At 72.1% G+C, this 22,526-nt stretch carries 21 protein-coding genes; 7 read left to right on the plus strand and 14 right to left on the minus strand.

Features of this window, described 5'->3' with window-relative positions; all coding sequences use genetic code 11:
* The gene (locus ACH41F_RS36030; protein WP_398839303.1) at positions 1-1,551 is read right to left on the minus strand and encodes an ATP-binding protein; all 1,551 of its coding nucleotides are present in this window, start codon (positions 1,549-1,551) and stop codon (positions 1-3) included.
* Entirely contained in the window at positions 1,548-2,225 is a 678-nt protein-coding gene (gene afsQ1 / locus ACH41F_RS36035; protein ID WP_013001223.1) for a two-component system response regulator AfsQ1, read from the minus strand. The genes ACH41F_RS36030 and afsQ1 overlap by 4 nt, the downstream gene beginning before the upstream one ends.
* A gap of 231 nt (positions 2,226-2,456) precedes the next feature.
* Between afsQ1 and ACH41F_RS36040 the strand changes: the two genes are divergently transcribed.
* Positions 2,457-3,224: a SigE family RNA polymerase sigma factor gene (locus ACH41F_RS36040; RefSeq protein ID WP_391234774.1), complete on the plus strand. Its 768-nt coding sequence runs from the start codon at positions 2,457-2,459 to the stop codon at positions 3,222-3,224.
* Positions 3,225-3,406: 182 nt separating this feature from the next.
* Here ACH41F_RS36040 and ACH41F_RS36045 read toward each other — a convergent pair whose 3' ends face one another.
* A complete protein-coding gene (locus ACH41F_RS36045) occupies positions 3,407-3,733 on the minus strand; it encodes a DUF6281 family protein (protein WP_398839306.1) in 327 nt (108 codons plus the stop codon).
* A 31-nt stretch (positions 3,734-3,764) separates the two neighbouring features.
* The gene (locus ACH41F_RS36050) at positions 3,765-4,403 is read right to left on the minus strand and encodes a uridine kinase (RefSeq protein WP_391234777.1); all 639 of its coding nucleotides are present in this window, start codon (positions 4,401-4,403) and stop codon (positions 3,765-3,767) included.
* A 186-nt stretch (positions 4,404-4,589) separates the two neighbouring features.
* Between ACH41F_RS36050 and ACH41F_RS36055 the strand changes: the two genes are divergently transcribed.
* Positions 4,590-5,000: a hypothetical protein gene (locus ACH41F_RS36055; RefSeq protein WP_391234779.1), complete on the plus strand. Its 411-nt coding sequence runs from the start codon at positions 4,590-4,592 to the stop codon at positions 4,998-5,000.
* 92 nt (positions 5,001-5,092) lie between these two features.
* On the opposite strand, the gene ACH41F_RS36060 is transcribed toward ACH41F_RS36055, so the two are convergent.
* From ACH41F_RS36060 to deoC, 3 genes are read right to left on the minus strand one after another with little or no spacing between them, the layout of a single operon-like run.
* Positions 5,093-5,977, minus strand: a complete 885-nt coding sequence (locus ACH41F_RS36060) for an aldehyde dehydrogenase family protein (protein ID WP_398839309.1) — start codon at positions 5,975-5,977, stop codon at positions 5,093-5,095.
* The gene (locus ACH41F_RS36065; RefSeq protein WP_398839311.1) at positions 5,970-7,406 is read right to left on the minus strand and encodes an aldehyde dehydrogenase family protein; all 1,437 of its coding nucleotides are present in this window, start codon (positions 7,404-7,406) and stop codon (positions 5,970-5,972) included. Before ACH41F_RS36065 ends, ACH41F_RS36060 begins: the two co-directional genes overlap by 8 nt.
* A 5-nt stretch (positions 7,407-7,411) precedes the next feature.
* Positions 7,412-8,377 (minus strand): deoxyribose-phosphate aldolase, encoded by a 966-nt coding sequence (gene deoC / locus ACH41F_RS36070; RefSeq protein ID WP_398839313.1) that lies wholly within the window; start codon positions 8,375-8,377, stop codon positions 7,412-7,414.
* A gap of 107 nt (positions 8,378-8,484) precedes the next feature.
* Here deoC and ACH41F_RS36075 point away from each other — a divergent pair, with 107 nt between their 5' ends.
* A complete protein-coding gene (locus ACH41F_RS36075; protein WP_398839314.1) occupies positions 8,485-9,153 on the plus strand; it encodes a PH domain-containing protein in 669 nt (222 codons plus the stop codon).
* 115 nt (positions 9,154-9,268) lie between these two features.
* Entirely contained in the window at positions 9,269-10,930 is a 1,662-nt protein-coding gene (locus tag ACH41F_RS36080) for a hypothetical protein (RefSeq protein ID WP_398839316.1), read from the plus strand.
* A 10-nt stretch (positions 10,931-10,940) separates the two neighbouring features.
* On the opposite strand, the gene ACH41F_RS36085 is transcribed toward ACH41F_RS36080, so the two are convergent.
* The 4 genes from ACH41F_RS36085 to ACH41F_RS36100 form a co-directional block, all read right to left on the minus strand.
* On the minus strand, positions 10,941-12,122 hold the full coding sequence (locus ACH41F_RS36085; RefSeq protein ID WP_398839318.1) for a hypothetical protein: 1,182 nt from the start codon (positions 12,120-12,122) through the stop codon (positions 10,941-10,943).
* A gap of 164 nt (positions 12,123-12,286) precedes the next feature.
* Positions 12,287-13,918 (minus strand): phospho-sugar mutase, encoded by a 1,632-nt coding sequence (locus ACH41F_RS36090; protein ID WP_398839320.1) that lies wholly within the window; start codon positions 13,916-13,918, stop codon positions 12,287-12,289.
* 392 nt (positions 13,919-14,310) lie between these two features.
* Positions 14,311-15,135 carry a purine-nucleoside phosphorylase gene (locus ACH41F_RS36095; RefSeq protein WP_391234795.1) on the minus strand — a complete coding sequence of 275 codons (825 nt, stop codon included), beginning with the start codon at positions 15,133-15,135 and terminating at the stop codon, positions 14,311-14,313.
* 102 nt (positions 15,136-15,237) lie between these two features.
* The gene (locus ACH41F_RS36100) at positions 15,238-15,675 is read right to left on the minus strand and encodes a gamma-glutamylcyclotransferase (protein ID WP_391234797.1); all 438 of its coding nucleotides are present in this window, start codon (positions 15,673-15,675) and stop codon (positions 15,238-15,240) included.
* Positions 15,676-15,781: 106 nt separating this feature from the next.
* Here ACH41F_RS36100 and ACH41F_RS36105 point away from each other — a divergent pair, with 106 nt between their 5' ends.
* Both ACH41F_RS36105 and ACH41F_RS36110 read left to right on the plus strand, forming a co-directional pair.
* Positions 15,782-17,230 carry an NAD(P)H-quinone dehydrogenase gene (locus ACH41F_RS36105; protein WP_391234799.1) on the plus strand — a complete coding sequence of 483 codons (1,449 nt, stop codon included), beginning with the start codon at positions 15,782-15,784 and terminating at the stop codon, positions 17,228-17,230.
* 190 nt (positions 17,231-17,420) lie between these two features.
* Complete coding sequence (locus tag ACH41F_RS36110; protein ID WP_391234983.1) at positions 17,421-18,347, plus strand: DeoR family transcriptional regulator; 927 nt, start codon at positions 17,421-17,423, stop codon at positions 18,345-18,347.
* A 120-nt stretch (positions 18,348-18,467) separates the two neighbouring features.
* On the opposite strand, the gene ACH41F_RS36115 is transcribed toward ACH41F_RS36110, so the two are convergent.
* The gene (locus ACH41F_RS36115; protein WP_391234985.1) at positions 18,468-19,049 is read right to left on the minus strand and encodes a TetR family transcriptional regulator; all 582 of its coding nucleotides are present in this window, start codon (positions 19,047-19,049) and stop codon (positions 18,468-18,470) included.
* A gap of 242 nt (positions 19,050-19,291) precedes the next feature.
* On the minus strand, positions 19,292-21,064 hold the full coding sequence (locus ACH41F_RS36120) for a biotin carboxylase N-terminal domain-containing protein (protein ID WP_391234801.1): 1,773 nt from the start codon (positions 21,062-21,064) through the stop codon (positions 19,292-19,294).
* Positions 21,065-21,442: 378 nt separating this feature from the next.
* Between ACH41F_RS36120 and ACH41F_RS36125 the strand changes: the two genes are divergently transcribed.
* Positions 21,443-21,919: a hypothetical protein gene (locus ACH41F_RS36125; RefSeq protein ID WP_391234803.1), complete on the plus strand. Its 477-nt coding sequence runs from the start codon at positions 21,443-21,445 to the stop codon at positions 21,917-21,919.
* On the opposite strand, the gene ACH41F_RS36130 is transcribed toward ACH41F_RS36125, so the two are convergent.
* On the minus strand, positions 21,888-22,508 hold the full coding sequence (locus ACH41F_RS36130) for a Maf family nucleotide pyrophosphatase (protein ID WP_391234805.1): 621 nt from the start codon (positions 22,506-22,508) through the stop codon (positions 21,888-21,890). The genes ACH41F_RS36125 and ACH41F_RS36130 overlap by 32 nt on opposite strands.
* Positions 22,509-22,526: the final 18 nt, after the last annotated feature.

The raw sequence follows: 22,526 nt of genomic DNA on the forward strand, positions 1-22,526 counted from the left end.
TCATGAGCTCTGCTTCCCCTCGCCCTCCAGGGCCAGCTCCGACGCGTCCCTGGGCAGGCGCAGCGTGAACACCGCGCCTCCCTCGGAGGAGTTCGCGGCGGTGATCTCGCCGCCGTGGATGTGGGCGTTCTCCAGGGCGATGGAGAGGCCGAGTCCGCTGCCCTCGGAGCGGGGGCGGGAGGCGCTCGCCTTGTAGAACCGGTCGAAGACGTGCGGCAGGACGTCCTCGGGGATGCCGGGCCCGTGGTCCCGGACCTCGATGACGACCGACTCGTCCGCCTGCCGCACCGCGACCCGCACCGGCGAGCCGCCGTGCTTGAGGGCGTTGCCGATGAGGTTCGCCAGGATCACGTCCAGGCGCCGCGGGTCCAGGCGGGCGTGCAGGCCGCGTTCGGCGTCCAGCTCCACCGCGTCCAGCCAGGCGCGGGCATCGATGCACGCGGTGATCTGGTCGGCGAGGTCGACGTCGTCCAGGACCAGTCGGGCCGTGCCCGCGTCGAAGCGGGTGACCTCCATGAGGTTCTCGACGAGGTCGTTCAGGCGCCGGGTCTCGCTGACCACCAGCCGCACGGCGGGCTCGATCATCGGGTCCATCGACCCGGTCTCCGCCTCCAGTTCCTCCTCCAGGATCTCCGTGACGGCGGTGATCGCGGTGAGGGGGGTGCGGAGTTCGTGGCTCATGTCCGCGACGAACCGGCGGGAGGCGTCGTCCCGCGCGGCCATGTCGTCGACCCGTTTCTCCAGGGCCTCGGCCGCGTCGTTGAACGTCCGTGACAGATCGGCGAGTTCGTCGGTCCCGGAGACGCGGAGCCGGGTGTCCAGCTTGCCCTCGCCGAGCCGGCGGGCGGCGACCCCGAGGCGGTGCACCGGCTTCAGCACGGTCGTCGCGGCGGCCTGCGCGAGCAGCGCGGAGCCGATCAGGGCGAGGCCGGTGGCGATACCGAGCGACCAGGCCAGGGAGTTGAGGTCCTTGGCCTCCGGCTCCAGGGACTTGAGCATGTAGCCGGTCGTACCGCCGTTGATCACCTTGGCGCCGGCCACGAGGTACGGCGTGCCGTCGTCGACCGTGCGCTGCCAGTACAGGTGGTACGGGTACTTGTTGGCCGAGTCGACGTCCTGCTCCTCGTCTACCGCGGCCCGCAGCGACGTGGGCACGTCCTGTAGCGAGAAGCCGTTCAGGGCGCCGGAGTTGGCGTACAGCGCCGTGCCGTCGGAGTTCTGGGCGACGAGCAGCACGCTGAAGCGCTGGCTGCTGTTGGCCATCTCCTGGGCGGTGCGCTGGAGTTCGTGCTGTTCGGGGAGTTCCGGCAGCAGGCCCGCGTGGTTCTGCATCTCCTGCTGGAAGTCGCGCAGCACCGCGTCCTGGGTGCGGGTGAGCACCGCCTCGCGGTTGAGCCAGTAGGCGATCCCGGACGCGGAGACCGCGGCGGTCAGCGCCACCAGGCCGAAGACCACGACCAGGCGCAGGCGCAGACTGGTGAACCTCAGCCGTGACAGATGTCCCTTGCGGTCCGCGGCCCAGCCGCGGACCCCCCCTTGCGCCTGGGTCACTGAGGCGTGTCCAGCCGGTAGCCGACACCACGGACCGTACGGATCAGCGTCGGGGACGACGGCACGTCCTCGACCTTGGCGCGCAGCCGCTGCACACAGGCGTCGACGAGCCGCGAGTCACCGAGGTAGTCGTGCTCCCACACCAGTCGGAGCAGCTGCTGCCGGGACAGCGCCTGCCCCGGCCGCCGGCTCAGCTCCAGCAGCAACCGCAGCTCGGTGGGCGTGAGCTGGAGGTCCTCGCCGTTCTTCGTCACGGTCATGGCCGCGCGGTCGATGACGAGCGAGCCGAAGGTCGCCGCGTCGTTGGCCTCCCGCTCCCCGCGCCGCAGCACGGCCCGGATACGGGCGTCGAGGACGCGCCCCTGCACGGGTTTGACGACATAGTCGTCGGCGCCGGACTCCAGACCGACCACGACGTCGATGTCGTCGCTGCGCGCGGTCAGCAGGATGATCGGCAGCTGGTCCGTGCGCCGGATGCGCCGGCACACCTCGAACCCGTCGATGCCGGGCAGCATCACGTCCAGCACGATCAGGTCCGGCCGCTGCTCACGCAGCAGCTTCAGGCCGTCCTCGCCGGTGGCAGCGGTGGCAACCCGGTGACCCTGGCGCGTCAGAGACAGCTCCAGGGCCGTACGGATGGCGTCGTCGTCCTCGATCAGCAACAGGGAAGGCACGGGGCTCATTCTGGCCCATGGCGGGGTGCGGTTTCGACACCTGGACAGGTACGTGCACATAGCGCTGCTCTCTGTGTTCGTCCTGTGCGATTCCCGGGACGAGCCCCTGTGACAGGTCTGTGACAGTCGGCGGACACGGCCATGAAGGTGCGGCGGCAGGATTCTCGGCACAGGCAAGGAACCACCGCCTGAGCAAGCCGAACACCGGAAGTCCACGACGGGGGGCGCGAGATGAACACGCTGCACAGCAACAGCACCAGCGCAGTGATCACGCGTCTGCACGACGTGCACGGGGGCCGGGGTTCCGAGAAGTCCGGCGCCGTGAGCGGGCGGGGGTGCGCTCGCGGCGCCGGGCGTCAGCACACCGTGTACATGACGGTGGTTGACAGTGTCACGGGGGAGCCCGCGGCGGTGGCCGCCAAGGGCACGGTCGGGGGAACCGCGTACGGGGAGGGCTCGGGGGAGCGTCGTTCGCTGTCGGAGGCGGAGTTCACCGCCTACGTCCAGGAGCGCCGCGCCTCCCTGTACGCAACCGCCTATCACCTCACCGGTGACCGCTTCGAGGCCGAGGACCTGCTGCAGAGCGCGTTGTTCTCGACGTACCGGGCGTGGGACCGGATCAGTGACAAGGCGGCGGTCGGCGGATACCTCCGCCGCACCATGACCAACCTGCACATCAGCGCGTGGCGCCGCCGCAAGCTGAACGAGTACCCGACCGAGGAACTGCCGGAGACGCCCGGCGACACGGACGCGATGCGCGGCACGGAACTGCGCGCGGTCCTGTGGCAGGCGCTGGCCCGGCTGCCCGAACTCCAGCGCACGATGCTGGTCCTCCGCTACTACGAGGGCCGCACCGACCCGGAGATCGCGGACATCCTCGACATCAGTGTCGGCACGGTGAAGTCCAGCATCTGGCGGTCGCTCCGCCGGCTGCGTGAGGACGAGGTCCTCAGCTTCGGCCGTGACGAGGAGGACGCCTTCGGGGAGCTCGTCGCCTGAAGGTTCGGGGGGAGCACCACCACGGGGGAGCGGTGACGGTGGTGCGGCAACACGGGGGAAGCACCACCGGGGGGAAACCGGGGGGAAACGGGGGAAAACGGGGGAAGCACCACCACGGGGGAAGCGCCGACGCGGGGCTGGAGGACCGGGGGGTCCGTCCAGTCCCGCTTTGGTGCGTGTGCTCAGCGGGCCGCCATGGGAGCCGCCTCGGCGGGCGTGTCCCCCACGGCGACGCTCTCGGCGGGGTCCACGCCCTTGATCGCGTACGCCCCGGTCGTATGCTCGGCGCTGCCGTTCGCCGCGCCGTCGCCGGTGTCGTCGCACTCCTCGACCGTCGCCGTGCCCAGCCGCTCGCCCACGGTGAAGACGGACTTCTCGGTGGGCAGATAGCGCCGCCCGTCATAGGTCACCGTGCCCGCGCAGGAGGCGGCCGAGCCGCTCGACTCCGCGCATCCGCCCAAAGCCAGCATTCCGGCCGTCATCCACACCGCTCCACGCCTGATCGTCATGGTCCTACGACGGTGTGGGCACCGGATTCGTTCAGGCCGCCGGTGTCGAGGCCGCCGGGTGACGGCCCGCGGCGGCCGCGGCGAGGCGGCCCAACGCCTCGTCCTTGCCGCAGGCGTGGGCGCCGAGCGCGGTCTGCCGGGAGACGATCGTGCGCTCCTGCCGCATCAGCCGCCAGCCGCGGCGCAGGAGGAACGGCACGGACTTGCGGCCCTCCTTGAGGTCCCGCAGGAAGCGCCGGCGGAACGTCCGGACGGGACCGCGGCTCAGGCACAGCGCGTCGGCGAGGACGCCGAGTTCACGGCAGCGCGTGACGATCTCGGCGGCGAAGATGCCCTCCGCGATGAACAGCGGGGTCCGCCCGATGTCGACGCGCTCCGCGCCGGTGCGGGCGCTCAGCGCGATGTCGTAGGTCGGGACGTCGGTACGGCCCGTGCGGCACAGCTCGACGATGGCCGCGACGGCGACGTCCGCGTCCCAGGACCCGGGGTGGTCCCAGTCGATGTCGGAGCTCCCCGCCACCAGCGGCAGGGTCGGGTCGTCGCCCTCCTTGTAGAAGTCGTCGAGCCTGAGCACCGGGAGACCGGAACGGGCCGCGAGGAGGGACTTGCCGGAGCCGGAGGGGCCGCAGAGCAGCACGACTCGCGTCGGTATGGACGAAGGGGAACTCACGGGACACCAGTGTGCGGCATTCACCTGCTGTTCATCGACCCCGGGGACCGGCTTTGCAGTGCGCGTCACACGGCCAGGGCCCCCTCGGCGGCCACGTCCGCGGGTCGGCGGTGGAGCGTACGCCGGACGTCAACTACCCTTCGTGTCGACCTGATTACCCTGAGCAAGTCGAAGGTGGCTCCAGCAATGCCCCGACACGCGTCTTCCTCCATCCCCACCACCCAGCGCGCGCTGGCCGCCCTCGCGACCGCGGGCGTGGCCCTGGGCGCGGGCGCGGCGACGGCCGCCGCGGACACCCAGCCGGTCATGGACGAGCTGGTGCGCACCCGCCCCACCTCGCTGGGCAAGATCGACCCGCAGTCCGGACTCCAGAGCCTGACCGCCACGGTCGGCTACGTCACCGGCCCGGTGACCAACCTCAAGCCCAACCCCCTCGCGGGCACCGGCGTCGACCCCCTCGACAACGGACTCGGCACCCAGCTCGCCGACTTCCAGCCCCTGACCTCGCAGGCCCTGACCGGCCCGGTGGCGCAGGCGCAGTCGATCGGCGGCCTCCCGGTGGTCGGACAGGCGGCGGGGCTGCTGGGCAACGGCTGAGCGGACGGCGAGGAGCCGCGCCGCCCCCGGACGGCGAAGAGCCGCGTCACCCCCGGACGGAGGGGAGACGCGGCTCTCCGGTTCTCAGGGGCTCAGTACGACGAGCCCGACGCGCCCAGCGATCCCGTCGGGTGCCAGACCGTCTTGGTCTCCAGGAACGCCGTCATGCGGTCGATGCCCGGGGTCACCGAATAATCCACAGCCTGTGGACGCAGCACGCGCTTGAGGTTGTCGGCCGCCGCGATCTCCAGCTCCTTCGCCAGTGCCTCGTCGGCGCCCGCGAGGTCGAGCGCGTTGACGTCCTGGTGCGCGGCCAGTGGTGCCGCGAGCTCCGCCGTACGGCCGGACAGGACGTTGACGACCCCGCCGGGCACGTCGGAGGTGGCCAGCACCTCGCCCAGCGACAGGGCGGGCAGCGGGGACCTCTCCGAGGCGACCACGACCGCGGTGTTGCCGGTGGCGATCACCGGGGCGAGGACCGAGACCAGGCCCAGGAAGGACGACTCCTGCGGGGCCAGCACGGCCACCACACCGGTCGGCTCCGGGGTGGAGAGGTTGAAGAAGGGGCCCGCGACCGGGTTGCCGCCACCGACCACCTGGGCGATCTTGTCGGTCCAGCCCGCGTACCAGACCCAGCGGTCGACGGTGGCGTCGACCTGCTCGGCCGCCTTGGACTTCGACAGCCCCTCGGCGTCGGCCACCTCGCGCACGAACTGCGCCTTGCGGCCCTCCAGCATCTCGGCGACCCGGTAGAGGATCTGACCGCGGTTGTAGGCCGTGGCCCCCGCCCAGCCGCCGAACGCCTTGCGGGCGGCGACGACCGCGTCGCGGGCGTCCTTGCGGCTCGACTGCGGTGCGTTGGCCAGCCAGTCGCCCTTGGAGTCCGTCACCTCGTACACCCGGCCGCTCTCGGAACGCGGGAACTTCCCGCCGACGTACAGCTTGTAGGTCTTGAAGACACGCAGACGGTCAGACATCGAGGTACGCCTCCAGGCCGTGCCGACCGCCCTCGCGGCCGAAGCCCGACTCCTTGTAGCCGCCGAACGGCGAGGTCGGGTCGAACTTGTTGAACGTGTTGGACCAGATGACGCCCGCGCGCAGCTTGCCCGCGACCGCGAGGATCCGGGAGCCCTTCTCCGTCCAGATGCCCGCCGACAGGCCGTACTGGCTGTTGTTGGCCTTGGCGACGGCCTCGTCCGGCGTACGGAAGGTCAGGACCGACAGGACCGGGCCGAAGATCTCGTCGCGGGCGATGGTGTGCGCCTGGGTGACGTTGGTGAAGAGCGTCGGGGCGAACCAGTAGCCGGAGGAGGGCAGTTCGCAGGCCGGCGACCAGCGCTCGGCGCCCTCCGCCTCGCCCTGTTCGACGAGGGTGGTGATCCGGGAGAGCTGCTCCGCGGAGTTGATCGCGCCGATGTCGGTGTTCTTGTCCAGCGGGTCGCCGAGGCGCAGCGTGGAGAGCCTGCGCTTGAGGGAGTCCAGCAGCTCGTCCTGGATCGACTCCTGGACCAGCAGTCGGGAGCCCGCGCAGCAGACCTGGCCCTGGTTGAAGAAGATGCCGGTGACGATGCCCTCGACGGCCTGGTCGATCGGGGCGTCGTCGAAGACGATGTTGGCGCCCTTGCCGCCCAGTTCGAGGGTGACCTTCTTCCGCGTGCCCGCCACCTGCCGGGCGATCGCCTTGCCGACCGCGGTGGAGCCGGTGAAGGCCACCTTGTTCACGTCGGGGTGCTCGACGAGCGCCGCGCCCGCGTCGCCGTAGCCGGGGAGGATGTTGACGACGCCCTTGGGGAGACCGGCCTGGCGGCAGATGTCCGCGAAGAACAACGCCGACAGGGGGGTGGTCTCTGCGGGCTTCAGCACGACCGTGTTGCCGGTCGCGAGGGCCGGGGCGATCTTCCAGGCCAGCATCAGCAGCGGGAAGTTCCAGGGGATGACCTGGCCGGCCACGCCCAGCGGACGCGGGCTCGCGCCGAAGCCGGCGTGGTCGAGCTTGTCGGCCCAGCCCGCGTAGTAGAAGAAGTGGGCCGCCACCAGGGGGAGGTCGGCGTCCCTCGTCTCCTTGATGGGCTTGCCGTTGTCCAAGGTCTCCAGGACCGCGAGTTCACGGCTGCGCTCCTGGATGATCCGGGCGATCCGGAACAGGTACTTGGCGCGCTCGGCGCCGGGCAGCGCGGACCACGTCTCGAAGGCCCTGCGGGCGGCCGCCACGGCACGGTCGACGTCCGCCGCGCCGGCCTGGGCCACCTCGGAGAGGACCTCCTCGGTGGCGGGGCTGACGGTCTTGAAGACCTTGCCGTCGGCCGCCTCGACGAACTCGCCGTCGATGAACAGGCCGTAGGACGGCGTGATGTCGACGACCGCGCGGGACTCGGGCGCCGGTGCGTACTCGAATGCAGATGCCATGTGGATCAGTCCACCGTCACGTAGTCGGGGCCGGAGTAACGGCCGGTGGCCAGCTTCTGACGCTGCATCAGCAGGTCGTTCAGGAGCGAGGAGGCGCCGAAGCGGAACCAGTGGTTGTCCAGCCAGTCCTCGCCCACGGTCTCGTTGACCAGCACGAGGAACTTGACGGCGTCCTTGGTGGTGCGGATGCCGCCGGCCGGCTTCACACCGACCTGGACACCGGTCTGGGCGCGGAAGTCGCGCACCGCCTCCAGCATCAGCAGGGTGTTGGCGGGGGTGGCGTTGACCGCGACCTTGCCGGTGGAGGTCTTGATGAAGTCCGCGCCGGCCAGCATGCCGAGCCAGCTCGCGCGGCGGATGTTGTCGTACGTCGAGAGCTCACCGGTCTCGAAGATGACCTTGAGCCGGGCGCTGGTCCCGCAGGCCTCCTTCACGGCGACGATCTCGTCGTGGACCTTCAGGTAGTGGCCCGCGAGGAACGCCCCGCGGTCGATGACCATGTCGATCTCGTCGGCGCCCGCGGCCACGGCGTCGTGGACGTCGGCGAGCTTCACCGGCAGCGCGGCGCGGCCCGCGGGGAAGGCGGTGGCCACCGAGGCGACCTTCACCGAGGAGCCGGTGACGGCCTCCTTGGCGGCGGCCACCATGTCGGGATAGACGCAGACGGCGGCCGTGGCCGGGGTCGTGCGGTCGGTCGGGTCGGGGTGGACCGCCTTGGCGCCGAGCGCCCGGACCTTGCCCGGGGTGTCCGCGCCTTCCAGCGTCGTCAGGTCGACCATCGAGATGGCGAGGTCGATGGCGTACGCCTTGGCGGTCGTCTTGATGGAACGGGTGCCGAGGGAGGCGGCGCGCGCCTCCAGGCCGACCGCGTCGACGCCGGGCAGCCCGTGCAGGAAGCGACGCAGCGTGCTGTCGGACGCGGTGACATCCGTAAGCGGGTGTGCGGGAGATGCAGTGGTGGGCATGGTCACCAGACGAGCATATCTACGCGCGTAGCGGCTGTACACCCCCGGACGCTCGTCCCTGACGCGGGGACCGCGTACGAGCGCCGGCGGCACCGTCGTGGAGAATCGGCACCATGACGACCCCGGACCACGAGTCACCAGCGCCGCAGCCTCCGGCACCCGAGTCCAAGGACCGGATCTACCGGTCGCCCGCCGGCATCGCCGGAGGCGTCCTGCTGCTCGCCATCTCCCTCTGGCTCGGCATCGACGCCCTGGTCCAGGGCGAGGACCGCACCCCCTGGCTGGCGCTCGCCTCGATGATCCTCGTGATCCCGCTGATCGTCGCCTTCACGGTACGGCCGGCCGTCTACGCGGGCGAGGACCGGCTGCGCATCCGCAACCCGTTCCGCGTGATCGTGCTGCCCTGGGGCCAGGTCGCCGCGCTGCGCTCCGGTTACTCCAACGAGGTCGTCGCCGAGTCCGGGACCAAGTTCCAGCTCTGGGCCGTCCCGGTGTCGCTGCGCGCCCGCAAGAGGGCGGCGCGCAAGGACGCGCGCATCGAGCGCGGCGGCGGTACCGGGTTGCGACTCGGCTTCGGCGGCGGTGGCGCCGCCCCCGCGCCCGACACCGGGCCGGTCCGGGCCGAGACCGACAAGATCATGGACGACCTGCGCGAGCTCATGGAGACACGCGGGACGGCCGAGAGCGCCCAGGGCGAGGTCACCGTGCGCTGGGCGTACGAGATCTTCGCGCCGGTGGTCGCGGGAGCGGTACTCCTGGTGATCTTGATCGCAACAGGCTGAGCCGTCTGTGCTTTCACGGCTTCCGGGGTGAGGATGCGGCCTCACCTCGGCGTGCCGCCCGGCAGCGGACCCGGGGACCGCAACCACCCGTGTGGTCCGAGTGTCTGGGAAACCGATGAGCACGAACCTCCAGCGGCCGCTGCCGCTGCCCGCCTCCGCGATACCCGACGGCTGCCTCCCCTGGGACGGGGAGCAGACCCGGCGGTGGACGCAGGCACTGCCGGCCCGGTGGGTGCCGGTGCGCCTCGGCATGGGCGTCCTCGTCGGGGTGGTGCCGGCCGGTCTGCTCGGCTCCGGCGCCCTGGCGCTGGCGACCGACCTGCGTCCATGGGCTGCGGCCGTCGTCGCGCTCCACGCGATCTGGCTGGCGGTACGGCCCGAGGTCGTACGGGTCTCGGTGCCGGTCCTGCTCTTCGTGGGCCCCGCCCAGCAGCCACTGCCGTGGCCGGTGACCCTGCCCGTGCTCGCGTTCCTGCTGCTGGCCTGGGCGCTCGCCATGCTCCGGCTCGTCGCGCGCGGACGGCAGCGGGCGGCGGCCCTGGCGGCGGCCGGCGGGGCGACGGCCGTACCGCCGGACGAGGGCAAGACGTTCCGGCGGGGCAAACTCCTGGCCTGGTTCGGGCTGGCCGTGACGGCGACCGGTGCCGCGGGGGTCGCCACGTTCGGGCCCGGGGACGACCACGTGCTCGTGGCGGCGGGCCTCTACGTGACCGGGCTCGGCCTCACCGCCGTCCTCTCCGGCCTCCTCGGCCGCCGCCGCGCCGCCGTCCTGCGCGGCGCACCCGCCCCCGTCCTGCGCGTGCTCGTACGGGAGAACGCCGACGTGGACACCGAGGTCTACGCGGCCGACGACCTGGGCGCGCTGCGCCCCCTGTTCACCGTCTCGATGTCGGAGCCCGAGGACGAGGGCGAACCCTTCTTCGAGGAAGCGGACGACGGCTTCGACGAGGAGGCGGCCGAGGCGGAGATGCGGGAGGCCCTCGACCGGATCGACGAGGAGGAGCCCGGCCCCCTGCGCGAGGCCGTCCTGTACGGCGCTCCGTACGACGGCGCCGAGATCCTTCTCGTCAGCGCCGACGAGGAGCCCGGCGAGCCGCCGCTGGTCGAGCGGTCGCAGGGGCCCGTGCGGCCCCTGTCGGACCGGTTCGGACGCGACCGCATCGTGGACGAGAAGCGGGCGGGGACCCGCAAGGCGGTGTACCGGGAGCTGGGCCGCCGGGCCGCCGAGGAGGCGGTCGCCCAGCTCGGCTCGGGAACCGTGCGGCGCTGGCACGCCGGCTGGCTCGAACGGCTGACGGCCCTGGTCCTGGTCCTGTGGTTCGGCCACGTCACCCTGGACGAGACCGGCTGGTTCTGGCGCTACGTCCTCGGCGGTCTCGTGGCGCTCGGCGGAGCCCTGCTGCTCCCGCGCAAGCTCGCCTGGACCGTCACCGCCGACAGCGAGGGCCTGTGGTGCAACGGCTTCCGCCGCACCCACCACATCGCCTGGGACCACCTGCGCGTGACCCGCTGCAAGGGCACCGAGCTCACGCTCGGCAGCCACCGGGCGGCCTTCCCCACCTGGACGGTCCGCAGCCCCCGCTGGCCCCGGCTGGAACGGCGGCTGGGCTGGACCCACCCCTACGAGCGCGCCGCCGCCGAGATCACCGCGATGGGGCAGGACCCGGCACTGCGACCCACGGTCGCGGCGAGCGGGCGGGAACGCGGGCGCCCCCAGTGGCCCCTCGCCGTGGCCCTGGGAGTCGTCTTCGCGGCGGCGTTGGTGCTGATCCCGTAGCACGCGGCCGTCACGGCGCCCCCGTCCACACCAGGACCATGTGCGCGCCCCAGTACACCGAGCCCGCCACCGCGGTCGACAGCGCCAGGACGCGGTGGCGGCGGGGAGCGTGGGCCAGGCGGAGCGCGAGGGGGAGCAACAGGGGGAAGGCGGGCAGGAGGTAGCGGGCGCGCGGGAAGTAGACACCGCCGCTGGTCAGGACGATGACCAGCAGGACGCCCGTGAACACCAGCAGGGGAAGTGGCTGGCGGTCGCGCACCGACAGGGCGAAGAGCGCCACCGAGGCGATCAGCACCGCCGTCACCAGCACCAGGAACAGATGCGGGGTGGCGTCCCGCACCAGCAGCTGGCGGATCTCGCGCAGGGTCCGCAGGCCGCCGTCCATCTCGTTGCTCCACAGCCGCTGCTCGGCGAAGTAGCCGTCCCAACGGCCCACCCGCCACCCCACCCAGGCCAGGAACCCGCACCAGCCCAGCGGCGCGAGCAGGGCGGCCGACAGGGCACGTGCCGAGAAACCGCGGCGCAGGGAGAGCAGCGCCGTCACGGTGACCGCGGCGGCCACCGCGACACCGGTCGGCCGCGTCAGCCCCGCGAGCACGGCCAGCGCCGCCGCCCACAGCCACCGGCGGCCCAGCACGGCGTACAGCGACCAGGCCGCGCACGCGGTGAACAGGGACTCGGTGTAGCCCATCCACTGCACCAGGCCGACCGGGTACGCGGCCCACAGGATGGTCAGCAGGACCCCCACCCGGCGGCCGTGCAGACGGTCGCCCACCGCGAAGACACCCCAGGCCGCGGCGAAGGAGGCGGCCACGGCGAGACAGAGCCCGGTGGTGGCCCGGGTGCCGGGGGTGACGGCCGCGACCACCTTGACCAGGACCGGGTGGAGCGGGAAGAACGCCAGATTGCTTCCCTCGGAGCCGACACGCCGGGCATAGCCGTGGTCCGCGATGCCGAGGTACCACTTCGCGTCCCACTGCCGCGCCAGGATCGGCCACACCCCGTGATCCTGGTGATGGGCCCACAGCGCGAGGAACAGCAGACCGGCCAGGCGTACGGCGAGAAAGGCGCCGAGCGCCGGGGCCGCGCGGCGCAGGGCGACGGCGACGGGATGGCGGCGGGGCACGGACTCGGGGCGCCGGCTGCCCGGGATGCCGCCGCCGGGCGCGGTCTTGGGGGCGGTCGAGGACACGGGGCGGCTCCGGGGCTCGGCGGACGGGTGCCCGTCCACCATTCCCGGGGTGGGCGCCCGGGCGGGGAGCGCGCGTCAGTCGGCGTCGCGAAATCACCCGTTGGGGCGCCCTGGTCGGTCAGGACGCCCCAACGGGTGGGTCGGATGCCGCGGCGCGGCGTGGCTCAGATGCCGGCCGCCGCGGACAGGTCCCGCTTGATCGCCGCCAGCAGCTCCGTCGCCTTCGCGCGGGCCGCGGGCAGCTCGGCGTGGTCCTGGACCGGGACCACGACCTCCAGGTAGCACTTGAGCTTGGGCTCGGTGCCGCTGGGCCGGACGATGACGCGGGCGCCGTCCAGGGTGTACCGCAGGCCGTCCGTGGGCGGCAGCCTGTCCGTGCCCCGGGTCAGGTCCTCCGCCCGGGCGACGGCCAGACCCGCCAGCTCCGTCGGCGGCCGCTCGCGCAGGCGCCGCATGGCGTCGGCGATGACCGAGAGGTCCTGCACCCGGACCGAGAGCTGGTCGGTGGCGTGCAGCCCGTGCTCCACGGCCAGGTCGTCGAGGAGGTCGAGCAGCGTACGGCCCTCCTCCTTCAGCTCCGACGCCAGCTCCGTGACCAGCAGGGCGGCGGTGATGCCGTCCTTGTCCCGGACGCCCTCCGGGTCCACGCAGTAGCCGAGGGCCTCCTCGTAGCCGTAGCGCAGACCGTCGACGCGGGCGATCCACTTGAAGCCGGTGAGGGTCTCCTCGTAGGGCAGACCGGCCTTCTCGGCGATCCGGCCGAGCAGGGAGGAGGAGACGATCGACTCGGCGAAGGTGCCCTGCGCTCCGCGGCGGACCAGGTGGGCGGCGAGGAGGGCGCCCACCTCGTCGCCCCTCAGCATGCGCCAGGCGCCGTCCTCCTTGACCGCCACCGCGCAGCGGTCCGCGTCGGGGTCGTTCGCGATGATCAGGTCCGGGTCCGTCTCGGCGGCCTTCGCGAAGGCCAGGTGCATCGCGCCGGGCTCCTCCGGGTTGGGGAAGGCGACGGTCGGGAAGTCCGGGTCGGGCTCGGCCTGTTCGGCGACGAGTTCCGGGGCGGGGAAACCGGCTCGGGCGAAGGCCGCGAGGAGGGTGTCCTTGCCGACGCCGTGCATCGCCGTGTAGACGGTGCGGGCGGTGCGGGGGGAGCCGGCGGTCAGCACCGCGTCCGTGCGGGCCAGGTAGGCGTCCAGGACGGCGTCGTCGAGGGTCTGCCAGCCGGAGTCCGGGCGGGGCACGTCGGCCAGGGACCCCACGGCGTCGATCTCGGCCGCGATCTCCGCGTCCGCGGGCGGGACGATCTGGGAGCCGTCGCCGAGGTAGACCTTGTAGCCGTTGTCCCGGGGCGGGTTGTGGCTGGCGGTGACCTCCACGCCGGCGACCGCGCCGAGGTGCCTTATGGCGTACGCCAGGACGGGGGTGGGGAGGGGGCGGGGGAGGACCGCCGCGGTGAGGCCCGCGCCGGTCATCACGGCCGCGGTGTCCCGGGCGAAGTCCTCCGACTTGTGGCGGGCGTCGTAGCCGATGACCACGAGGCTGTCCGTGCTGCCCTGCTTCTTGAGGTACGCGGCCAGGCCGGCGGCGGCGCGGATCACGACCGCGCGGTTCATGCGCATCGGGCCTGCGCCCAGTTCGCCGCGGAGGCCTGCTGTGCCGAACTGGAGGGTGCCGGCGAAGCGGGCTTCCAGTTCGGTGACGTCTCCGGCCTCGATGAGGGCGGCGAGCTCGGCGCGGGTGTCCGGGTCGGGGTCCTCGGTGAGCCAGGTTGTGGCCCGGGCGGTGAGATCGTCGTGCACGGTTGCCTCCGGCGGGTTTGCGGTTCTGTGTGCGGGTCGGTGGGGGCGGGCGTTCTTGCGCAGTTCCCCGCGCCCCTGGGTGCCTGCGGCGGCCCGTTGCGGGTCGGTGGGGGCTTGTGCAGCGCGTGCGGGCGCGTTTCGGGTCGGGGCCGGGGTGGGGGGTGTCCGTCCTCGGGCCGGCGGCTCGGTGGGTTGCGTTGTGCTCGGTGACTGACGCCGGCCGCTGCGGGCGGGCACCCCCCACCCCGTCCCCTGCGCGCCGTCGGCGGCCAACGGTTCGTGGGGGCGGGCGCGGCGGCTGACGGTCCCGTCGTGGCGCAGGTCCACTGCAACCCAGGGGCGCGGGGAACTGCGCGATCAGCCCCCGCCGGGCCGCAGCCGCCGTACGGCTCTCAGATGCGGCCCAGTACCTGGGCCAGTAGCGCGCCCATGCGGGTCGCCGAGTCGCGGCCTGCCTGGAGGACCTCCTCGTGGTTCAGGGGCTCGCCCGTCATGCCTGCGGCGAGGTTGGTCACCAGGGAGATGCCGAGGATCTCCGCGCCTGCCTCGCGGGCGGCGATCGCTTCCAGGACCGTCGACATGCCCACGAGGTCCGCGCCGATAACGCGGGCCATGCGGATCTCGGCCGGGGTCTCGTAGTGCGGGCCGGGGAACTGGGCGTAGACGCCCTCCTCCAGCGTGGGGTCGATCTCCTTGCACAGGGCGCGCAGGCGGGGGGAGTAGAGGTCGGTCAGGTCGACGAAGTTCGCGCCGATGATCGGGGAGGTCGCCGTGAGGTTGATGTGGTCGCTGATCAGGACGGGCTGGCCGGGGCGCATGCCCTCGCGCAGGCCGCCGCAGCCGTTGGTGAGGACGATCGTCTTGCAGCCGGCCGCGACCGCCGTACGGACGCCGTGCGCGACCGCGGCCACCCCGCGGCCCTCGTAGTAGTGCGTGCGGCCCAGGAAGACCAGGGCCCGCTTCTCGCCGATCTGGTACGAGCGGATCTTGCCGCCGTGGCCCTCGACCGCCGGCGGCGGGAAGCCGGGCAGCTCGGTGACCTGGAACTCGGCGTCGGGAGCGCCGAGCGCGTCCACGGCCGGCGCCCAGCCGGAGCCCATCACCAGGGCGACGTCGTGGGTCTCGGCGCCGGTCAGTTCGCGCAGGCGCGCGGCGGCGGCGTCGGCGGCGGCGTGCGGGTCGCCCTGGATGTCGTCCGGAAGAAGAGATGCGTTCACGCGGATGAGCGTAGCCGGTTTCCGCCTACGCGCGTAGATGACAGAGCGAACGGGTTGCCGATCGTTGTCTTGTCGTTTCCGACGAACGGTGTGACGTCCGCGTCAGCACGGTCGCTTGCGGAGTTCCATCACATAGTCGTGGGGCGCGCCCGCCGACTCGGCCGCGTCCGCGATCTCGCCGAGGTACCGCGCGGAGGGCAGGCCGCCCTCGTACGCGTCGAGGACGTACACCCACGCCGACTCCTCGCTCTCCAGGGTGTGCACCCGGACCCGCATCCGGCGGTAGATGCCGAGGCCGACGCCCTCCCAGCGGTCCATCGACTCCTCGTCCAGGGGCGCCAGGTCGTACAGCGCCACGAAGACCTGCGACTCGGGGTCCTCGACCAGGGTCGCGAGCGCGCCCTCCCAGCCCATCTGCTCGCCGCCGAAGGTCAGCCGCCATCCGTTCAGCCAGCCGGTCGCGCGCAGCGGCGAGTGCGGTGCGCGGCGGGTCATCAGCCGCGCGTCGAGGTTGCCGGCGTACGCGGCGTAGAGCGACATGGGGAGAGGGTACGGCAGTCGAAACGGTCGACCCGCCCGTCCCGTAGGTAACAAGATGGCCCGTCCCGCCGCCCCCGGGCAGTAGCACCTTGAGGCGTGCGGGACAATGGAGTACGTGACTCGGATCGTGATCATCGGTGGCGGACCCGGCGGATACGAAGCTGCGCTGGTAGCGGCGCAGCTCGGCGCGGAGGTGACCGTCGTCGACTGCGACGGTCTGGGCGGGGCGTCGGTGCTGACCGACTGCGTGCCGTCGAAGACCCTTATCGCTACGGCCGAGGTCATGACGACCTTCGATTCGTCGTACGAAGAGCTCGGCATCATCGTCGCCGACGACACCCCTCCCCTGGAGCAGGCCGCCCGGGTGGTCGGCGTGGACCTCGGGAAGGTCAACCGGCGGGTGAAGCGGCTCGCGCTCGCGCAGTCCCACGACATCACCGCCTCGGTCACCCGCGCCGGCGCCCGCGTGCTGCGCGGCCGCGGCCGTCTCGACGGCATGCAGTCCCTCGACGGCTCCCGCAAGGTCGTCGTCACCGCCGCGGACGGCACCGAGGAGACCCTCACCGCCGACGCCGTCCTCATCGCGACCGGCGGCCACCCCCGTGAGCTGCCCGACGCCCAGCCCGACGGCGAGCGCATCCTCAACTGGACCCAGGTCTACGACCTGACCGAGCTGCCCGAAGAGCTCATCGTGGTCGGTTCCGGTGTCACCGGTGCCGAGTTCGCCGGTGCCTACCAGGCGCTCGGCTCCAAGGTGACGCTGGTCTCGTCGCGGGACCGGGTGCTGCCCGGGGAGGACCCGGACGCCGCCGCCGTCCTGGAGGACGTCTTCCGCCGCCGCGGCATGAACGTCATGGCCCGCTCCCGCGCCGCCGCCGCCAAACGGGTGGGCGACCGCGTCGAGGTCACCCTCTCCGACGGCCGCGTCATCACCGGCTCCCACTGCCTCATGGCCGTCGGCGCCATCCCCAACAGCGCGGGCCTGGGTCTGGAGGAGGCCGGTGTCCGGCTGCGCGACTCCGGGCACATCTGGACCGACAAGGTGTCCAGGACGACGGCTCCCGGTGTCTACGCCGCCGGTGACGTGACCGGGGTCTTCGCCCTCGCGTCCGTGGCCGCCATGCAGGGCCGCATCGCCATGTACCACTTCCTCGGCGACGCGGTGGCCCCGCTCAACCTCAAGACGGTCTCCTCCAACGTCTTCACCGACCCCGAGATCGCCACCGTCGGCTACACGCAGGCGGACGTGGACGGGGGCAAGATCGACGCCCGGTCCGTCAAGCTCCCGCTGCTGCGCAACCCGCGCGCCAAGATGCAGGGCATCCGCGACGGCTTCGTCAAGATCTTCTGCCGCCCGGGCACCGGGATCGTGGTCGGCGGTGTGGTCGTCGCGCCGCGCGCCTCGGAACTGATCCACCCGATCTCGATCGCGGTCGACAACAACCTGACCGTCGAACAGATCGCGAACGCCTTCACCGTGTATCCCTCCCTTTCGGGGTCGATCGCCGAGGTGGCCCGACAGCTCCACACCCGTAAGGAGATGGGCGCGAGCTGACGGCCTGAACCGACTCCCCCCTGGTCACAGGGAGTTGTCGACCATTCGTGCGGCATAGTCGGGCGGCGTAAGCCCTATACCACTTGCGACCCTTCTGTGCGAACAACTTCTGTTATTCGGCGCATACTGCTGAAAGCAGACGGTCGTTGGGGTTACTGTCAGTTTCGTGTTCGCTGCAGAACGTCGCCAATTGATCCTCGAAATGGTGCGAGCGAACGGGGCCGTGTCGCTCCGTGAACTCGCCCGCGTCGTCCAGACCTCCGAAGTGACCGTACGGCGGGACGTGCGCGCACTGGAGGCAGAAGGACTCCTCGACCGCCGACATGGCGGTGCGGTATTGCCGGGCGGCCTCACGCGGGAGTCCGGCTTTCCGCAGAAATCCCATCTCGCGACCGCCGAGAAGACGGCCATCGCCGACCTCGCCGCGAACTTCGTCGAAGAAGGCGAAGCCATCGTGGTCGGGGCGGGTACGACGACACAGGAGCTGGCCCGCCGGCTCGCTCGCGTACCCGGGCTGACCGTCGTCACCAACTCCCTTTTGGTGGCTCAGGCGTTGGCCCATGCCAACCGGGTGGAAGTCGTGATGACCGGCGGCACGCTGCGCGGTTCCAACTACGCCCTGGTGGGTTCCGGCGCCGAGCAGTCCCTCCAGGGGCTGCGGGTCTCGCGGGCCTTCCTGTCCGGCAGCGGTCTCACCGCCGAGCGCGGGCTGTCCACGTCCAACATGCTGTCGGCCTCCGTCGACCGGGCGCTGGTGCAGGCCGCCGCGGAGGTCGTCGTCCTCGCCGATCACACCAAGCTCGGTACGGACACGATGTTCCAGACCGTGCCGACCGATGTGATCACCCGGCTGGTGACCGACGAGCCGCCGGCCCACGACGACCGCGCGGGCACGGAGTTGCAGGCGCTCGCCGACCAGGGTGTGCAGATCGCCGTCGCCGGGGGCTCGGGAAACGCGGGGGGTGATTCCGTCCCCCCGCGCCAGCCCCGGCGGGACGTCGGCCTCCCGGGGCCGCGTCGAGGGGCCCCGTCCGGCCTGAGGGCCGCCACGGTGCTCGGGGAGACGCCGCCGGGTCCTGAGCGGGCTGCGCGGGTCGCCGACATGCGGCGACGGTAGGACGGGTTCGGCTGCTCGCCGGGGCGGCGTGGGGGTGGGTGGCGCTGCGCGTGCCGACGGCTAGGGCGTGTGGTGAAAGTGGTCTCGTCGCCCGGAGGGCGGCCGCTTGGCAGAGGCTGCTTACAGGGCCTTGGGCTGGTCGCGTGGGTCCCCGTGTCCCGGGGTGAGTCCGCGCAGGGTCAGCAGCAGCAGTCTGTCCGCCAGGTCCGGGTCCTTCGGCGTCTCCTCCGCCGCCAGCGCGATGGCATGCGTCAGCTGGAGAAGGTCGCCGATCGCCACGTCCTCGCGCACCGCGCCCGCCCGCTGCGCCCGGGCCAGCAGGGCGCCGCCCGCCTGCCGGATCGGGTCGCTGCACCGGGCGAGAGCCGAGGTGCCGTCGGACGACACGGACATCAGCGCGCGGGCCAGGCCCCGGTACTCGCCTGCCTGGGCGACCATCTCGCGCAGCCAGGTCACCAGTGCCGTGCACGGGTTCGGGTCGGTCAGGAGGTCCCGGGAGCGGGCCAGCAGGTCGTTCACCGCGTCCTCGAAGACCGCGCTCAACAGGGCGTCACGGTTGGGGAAGTGGCGGTAGAGGGTGCCGATGCCCACGCCCGCGCGGCGCGCCACGTCCTCCAGGGACGCCTCGGCGCCATGGGCGGCGAAGGCCGTGCGGGCCTCGGCGAGAAGGCGCTCGTGGTTGCGGCGGGCGTCCGCGCGCATCGCACGCGCCGGTACGGCCGTCGCCGTGGCCTCCTGGTTCCCCATGGCTCCCACCTGTTCTCTCGCACCGCCCGGGCGCCTCCAGGATGCCATCGCACCCCGCGTGAGCGGGCTGTCCGGGCCGTCTCGGGGAGCGGGGGAGCGGGGACCGGGAAGGCCGGAGCGCCCGGCGGCTGGTGGTCCAGTCCGCCGGGCGCTCCGGGATGTCGTACCGCTGTACTGCTGTCGGGAGGGGCGGTCCCTCAGTCCTTGATCTCGCAGATCGCCGCGCCCGAGGTGATCGAGGAGCCGATCTCCGCGGACAGGCCCTTGATGGTGCCGGACTTGTGGGCGTTGAGCGGCTGCTCCATCTTCATGGCCTCCAGGACGACGACCAGGTCGCCCTCCTTGACCTCCTGGCCCTCCTCGACGGCGATCTTGACGATCGTGCCCTGCATCGGGGAGGCGAGGGTGTCGCCGGAGGCGGCGGGGCCGGACTTCTTGGCGGCGCGCCGCTTGGGCTTGGCGCCCGCCGCGAGCCCGGTGCGGGCCAGCGACATGCCGAGGGAGGACGGCAGGGAGACCTCGAGGCGCTTGCCGCCGACCTCGACGACGACCGTCTCGCGGCCCGTCTCGTCCTCGGCGTCGGTGTCCGCCGGGGCCGCGAAGGGCTTGATCTCGTTGACGAACTCGGTCTCGATCCAGCGCGTGTGGACCGTGAACGGGTCCTGGCTGCCGGTCAGCTCCGGCGCGAACGCCGGGTCCTTGACGACCGCGCGGTGGAACGGGATGGCCGTCGCCATGCCCTCGACCTGGAACTCCTCCAGGGCGCGCGCAGCCCGCTGGAGGGCCTGCTCACGGGTGGCGCCGGTGACGATCAGCTTGGCGAGGAGCGAGTCCCACGCCGGGCCGATCACGCTGCCGGACTCGACGCCCGCGTCCAGGCGGACACCCGGGCCGGACGGCGGGGCGAAGCTGGTGACGGTGCCGGGGGCGGGCAGGAAGTTGCGGCCCGGGTCCTCGCCGTTGATGCGGAACTCGAAGGAGTGGCCGCGCAGCTCCGGGTCGCCGTAGCCGAGCTCCTCGCCGTCGGCGATGCGGAACATCTCGCGCACCAGGTCGATGCCCGCGACCTCCTCGGTCACCGGGTGCTCCACCTGGAGCCGGGTGTTGACCTCCAGGAAGGAGATCGTCCCGTCGACGCCGACGAGGAACTCCACGGTGCCGGCGCCGACATAGCCGGCCTCCTTGAGGATGGCCTTCGAGGAGGCGTACAGCTCCGCGACCTGCGCCTCGGACAGGAACGGCGCCGGGGCCTCCTCGACCAGCTTCTGGTGGCGGCGCTGGAGGGAGCAGTCACGGGTGGAGACGACCACGACGTTGCCGTGCTGGTCGGCCAGGCACTGGGTCTCCACGTGCCGCGGCTTGTCCAGGTAGCGCTCGACGAAGCACTCGCCCCGACCGAACGCGGCGACGGCCTCACGGACCGCCGAGTCGTACAGCTCCGGCACCTCTTCGAGGGTGCGGGCGACCTTCAGACCGCGGCCGCCGCCACCGAAGGCGGCCTTGATGGCGATGGGCAGCCCGTGCTCCTCGGCGAAGGCGACGACCTCCTCCGCGCCGGAGACCGGGTCCGGCGTGCCGGCGACCAGCGGGGCACCCGCGCGCTGCGCGATGTGCCGGGCGGCCACCTTGTCACCCAGGTCGCGGATGGCCTGCGGGGGCGGCCCGATCCAGATCAGGTCCGCGTCCAGGACGGCCTGGGCGAAGTCGGCGTTCTCCGACAGGAAGCCGTACCCCGGGTGGATGGCGTCAGCGCCCGACTCACGCGCCGCGTTCAGGACCTTCTCGATGTCCAGATAGCTGGTGGCCGGGGTGTCACCGCCCAGGGCGAACGCCTCATCCGCGGCGCGGACATGCAGAGCGTCCCGGTCCGGTTCCGCGTAGACGGCCACGCTGGCGATACCGGCATCCCGGCAGGCCCGGGCCACGCGGACAGCGATTTCGCCACGGTTGGCGATGAGCACCTTGCGCACGATTGAGGCTCCCTCCTTGAAACAAGCCGAGTTTAGGGACTGCCGACACGGCACTTCGACCCGTCCCCAATGGTGAGCTTGCCCACACGGAGCGTGATTCGAGGCTCGCTCGACCCGCGAAATCCCTTGTCGCACCTCGGTACGCAGGACTCCTCCCGGAAACCCTAGCCCTCCTCTGTGGTCAAGGTCTCTGTGAGTGCGTGCTGCGGACCACTCTCTTTCTTTGTGGAGTCCCTACGAATGGCCCAATGATTCTTTGCCCTCCGTCGAACCCTTGTCCCGCGGTTTACCCGTTAGTAGCGTTCGCGTGTATCCAACGTACTTGGGGTAACGAGAGCTCGGCTTGAGAGTGGGTGGGGGCCGGTGGTGCGCAGACCGGTGGCGTGGGTCGTTGCGGTCGTGCTCTTCGTCGAGGGCCTGGGCATCGCGGCGGTGCAGTGGTTCATGGGCGTCGTCATGGACCGGCAGGACATGTCCCTGGCGGGGATGGACCCGGACGTGATGTCGCTGTCGTCGAAGATCGGCGGCATCGTCTTCGGCCTGTACTTCGCGCTGTGCGGCCTGGTCGCGCTGCTGGTGGCGCTGCGCGACCGTCCGCCGGCCGGGCTCGGCAGGGTCCTGCTGATCAGCGCGGCCGTGGTGCACGCCCTGCTGGGCGCGTTCGCGTGGGGACTGCTGGGCCGGCCCGAGTTCGTGTTCATGGTGGTCGTGCTCGGCCTGATCGTGCTGCTGCTGATGACCTACGACCGTCCCCAGGAGCCCGCCCTCACGGCGCCCCGGGACGCCGGGCCGAAGGACCCCGAGGGGGACGGCGCGAGCCCCGTCACGCCTGCGCCGGCGCCCACAACTCCGTGATCCCGACGCCCAGTTCGGCCAGCAGCTTCCGTACCAGGGGCAGGCTGATGCCGATCACGTTGCCGTGGTCGCCGTCGATGCCCTCGATGAACGGCGCCGAGCGGCCGTCCAGGGTGAACGCCCCGGCGACGTAAAGAGGTTCGCCGGAGGCGACGTACGCGGCGATCTCGCCGTCGGTCGGCTCGCCGAAGCGGACGACGGTGGAGGCGACGGCGGAGACGTACCGTCCGCTGACGGTGTCGTGGACGCAGTGCCCGGTCTGGAGGGTGCCGGCGCGACCGCGCATGGCCTTCCAGCGGGCGGTGGCCTCCTCGCGGTCGGCGGGCTTGCCGAGGGCCTCGCCGTCCAGGTCGAGGACCGAGTCGCAGCCGATCACCAGCGCGCCCTTGACCTCGGGCCGCGCGGAGACCACGGAGGCCTTCGCCTCGGCCAGGGCGAGCGCCAGCTCGGCGGGGGTCGGGGCATGGACGGCGTCCTCGTCGACCCCGCTCACGATCACCTCGGGGGCCAGTCCGGCCTGCCGCAGCAGGTTGAGCCGGGCGGGGGACTGCGAGGCGAGGACGAGTCGGCGGCGCGGCTGATCAGTCATGGGCTCAGGGTATCGGCG

The sequence above is a fragment of the Streptomyces sp. NPDC020489 genome (assembly GCF_044386545.1).
Classification (GTDB): domain Bacteria; phylum Actinomycetota; class Actinomycetes; order Streptomycetales; family Streptomycetaceae; genus Streptomyces.

Bases quoted from the DNA above. Each gene is read 5' to 3' on its own strand.
- ACH41F_RS36075 (WP_398839314.1), top strand. From the start codon at position 8,485: ATGACGACCCCGGACCACGAGTCACCAGCGCCGCAGCCTCCGGCACCC.
- ACH41F_RS36040 (WP_391234774.1), top strand. From the start codon at position 2,457: ATGAACACGCTGCACAGCAACAGCACCAGCGCAGTGATCACGCGTCTG.
- ACH41F_RS36065 (WP_398839311.1), bottom strand. From the start codon at position 7,406: ATGGCATCTGCATTCGAGTACGCACCGGCGCCCGAGTCCCGCGCGGTC.
- ACH41F_RS36105 (WP_391234799.1), top strand. From the start codon at position 15,782: ATGGAGTACGTGACTCGGATCGTGATCATCGGTGGCGGACCCGGCGGA.
- ACH41F_RS36130 (WP_391234805.1), bottom strand. From the start codon at position 22,508: ATGACTGATCAGCCGCGCCGCCGACTCGTCCTCGCCTCGCAGTCCCCC.
- ACH41F_RS36060 (WP_398839309.1), bottom strand. From the start codon at position 5,977: ATGTCTGACCGTCTGCGTGTCTTCAAGACCTACAAGCTGTACGTCGGC.
- ACH41F_RS36080 (WP_398839316.1), top strand. From the start codon at position 9,269: ATGAGCACGAACCTCCAGCGGCCGCTGCCGCTGCCCGCCTCCGCGATA.
- ACH41F_RS36045 (WP_398839306.1), bottom strand. From the start codon at position 3,733: ATGACGATCAGGCGTGGAGCGGTGTGGATGACGGCCGGAATGCTGGCT.
- ACH41F_RS36055 (WP_391234779.1), top strand. From the start codon at position 4,590: ATGCCCCGACACGCGTCTTCCTCCATCCCCACCACCCAGCGCGCGCTG.
- ACH41F_RS36115 (WP_391234985.1), bottom strand. From the start codon at position 19,049: ATGCGCGCGGACGCCCGCCGCAACCACGAGCGCCTTCTCGCCGAGGCC.
- ACH41F_RS36100 (WP_391234797.1), bottom strand. From the start codon at position 15,675: ATGTCGCTCTACGCCGCGTACGCCGGCAACCTCGACGCGCGGCTGATG.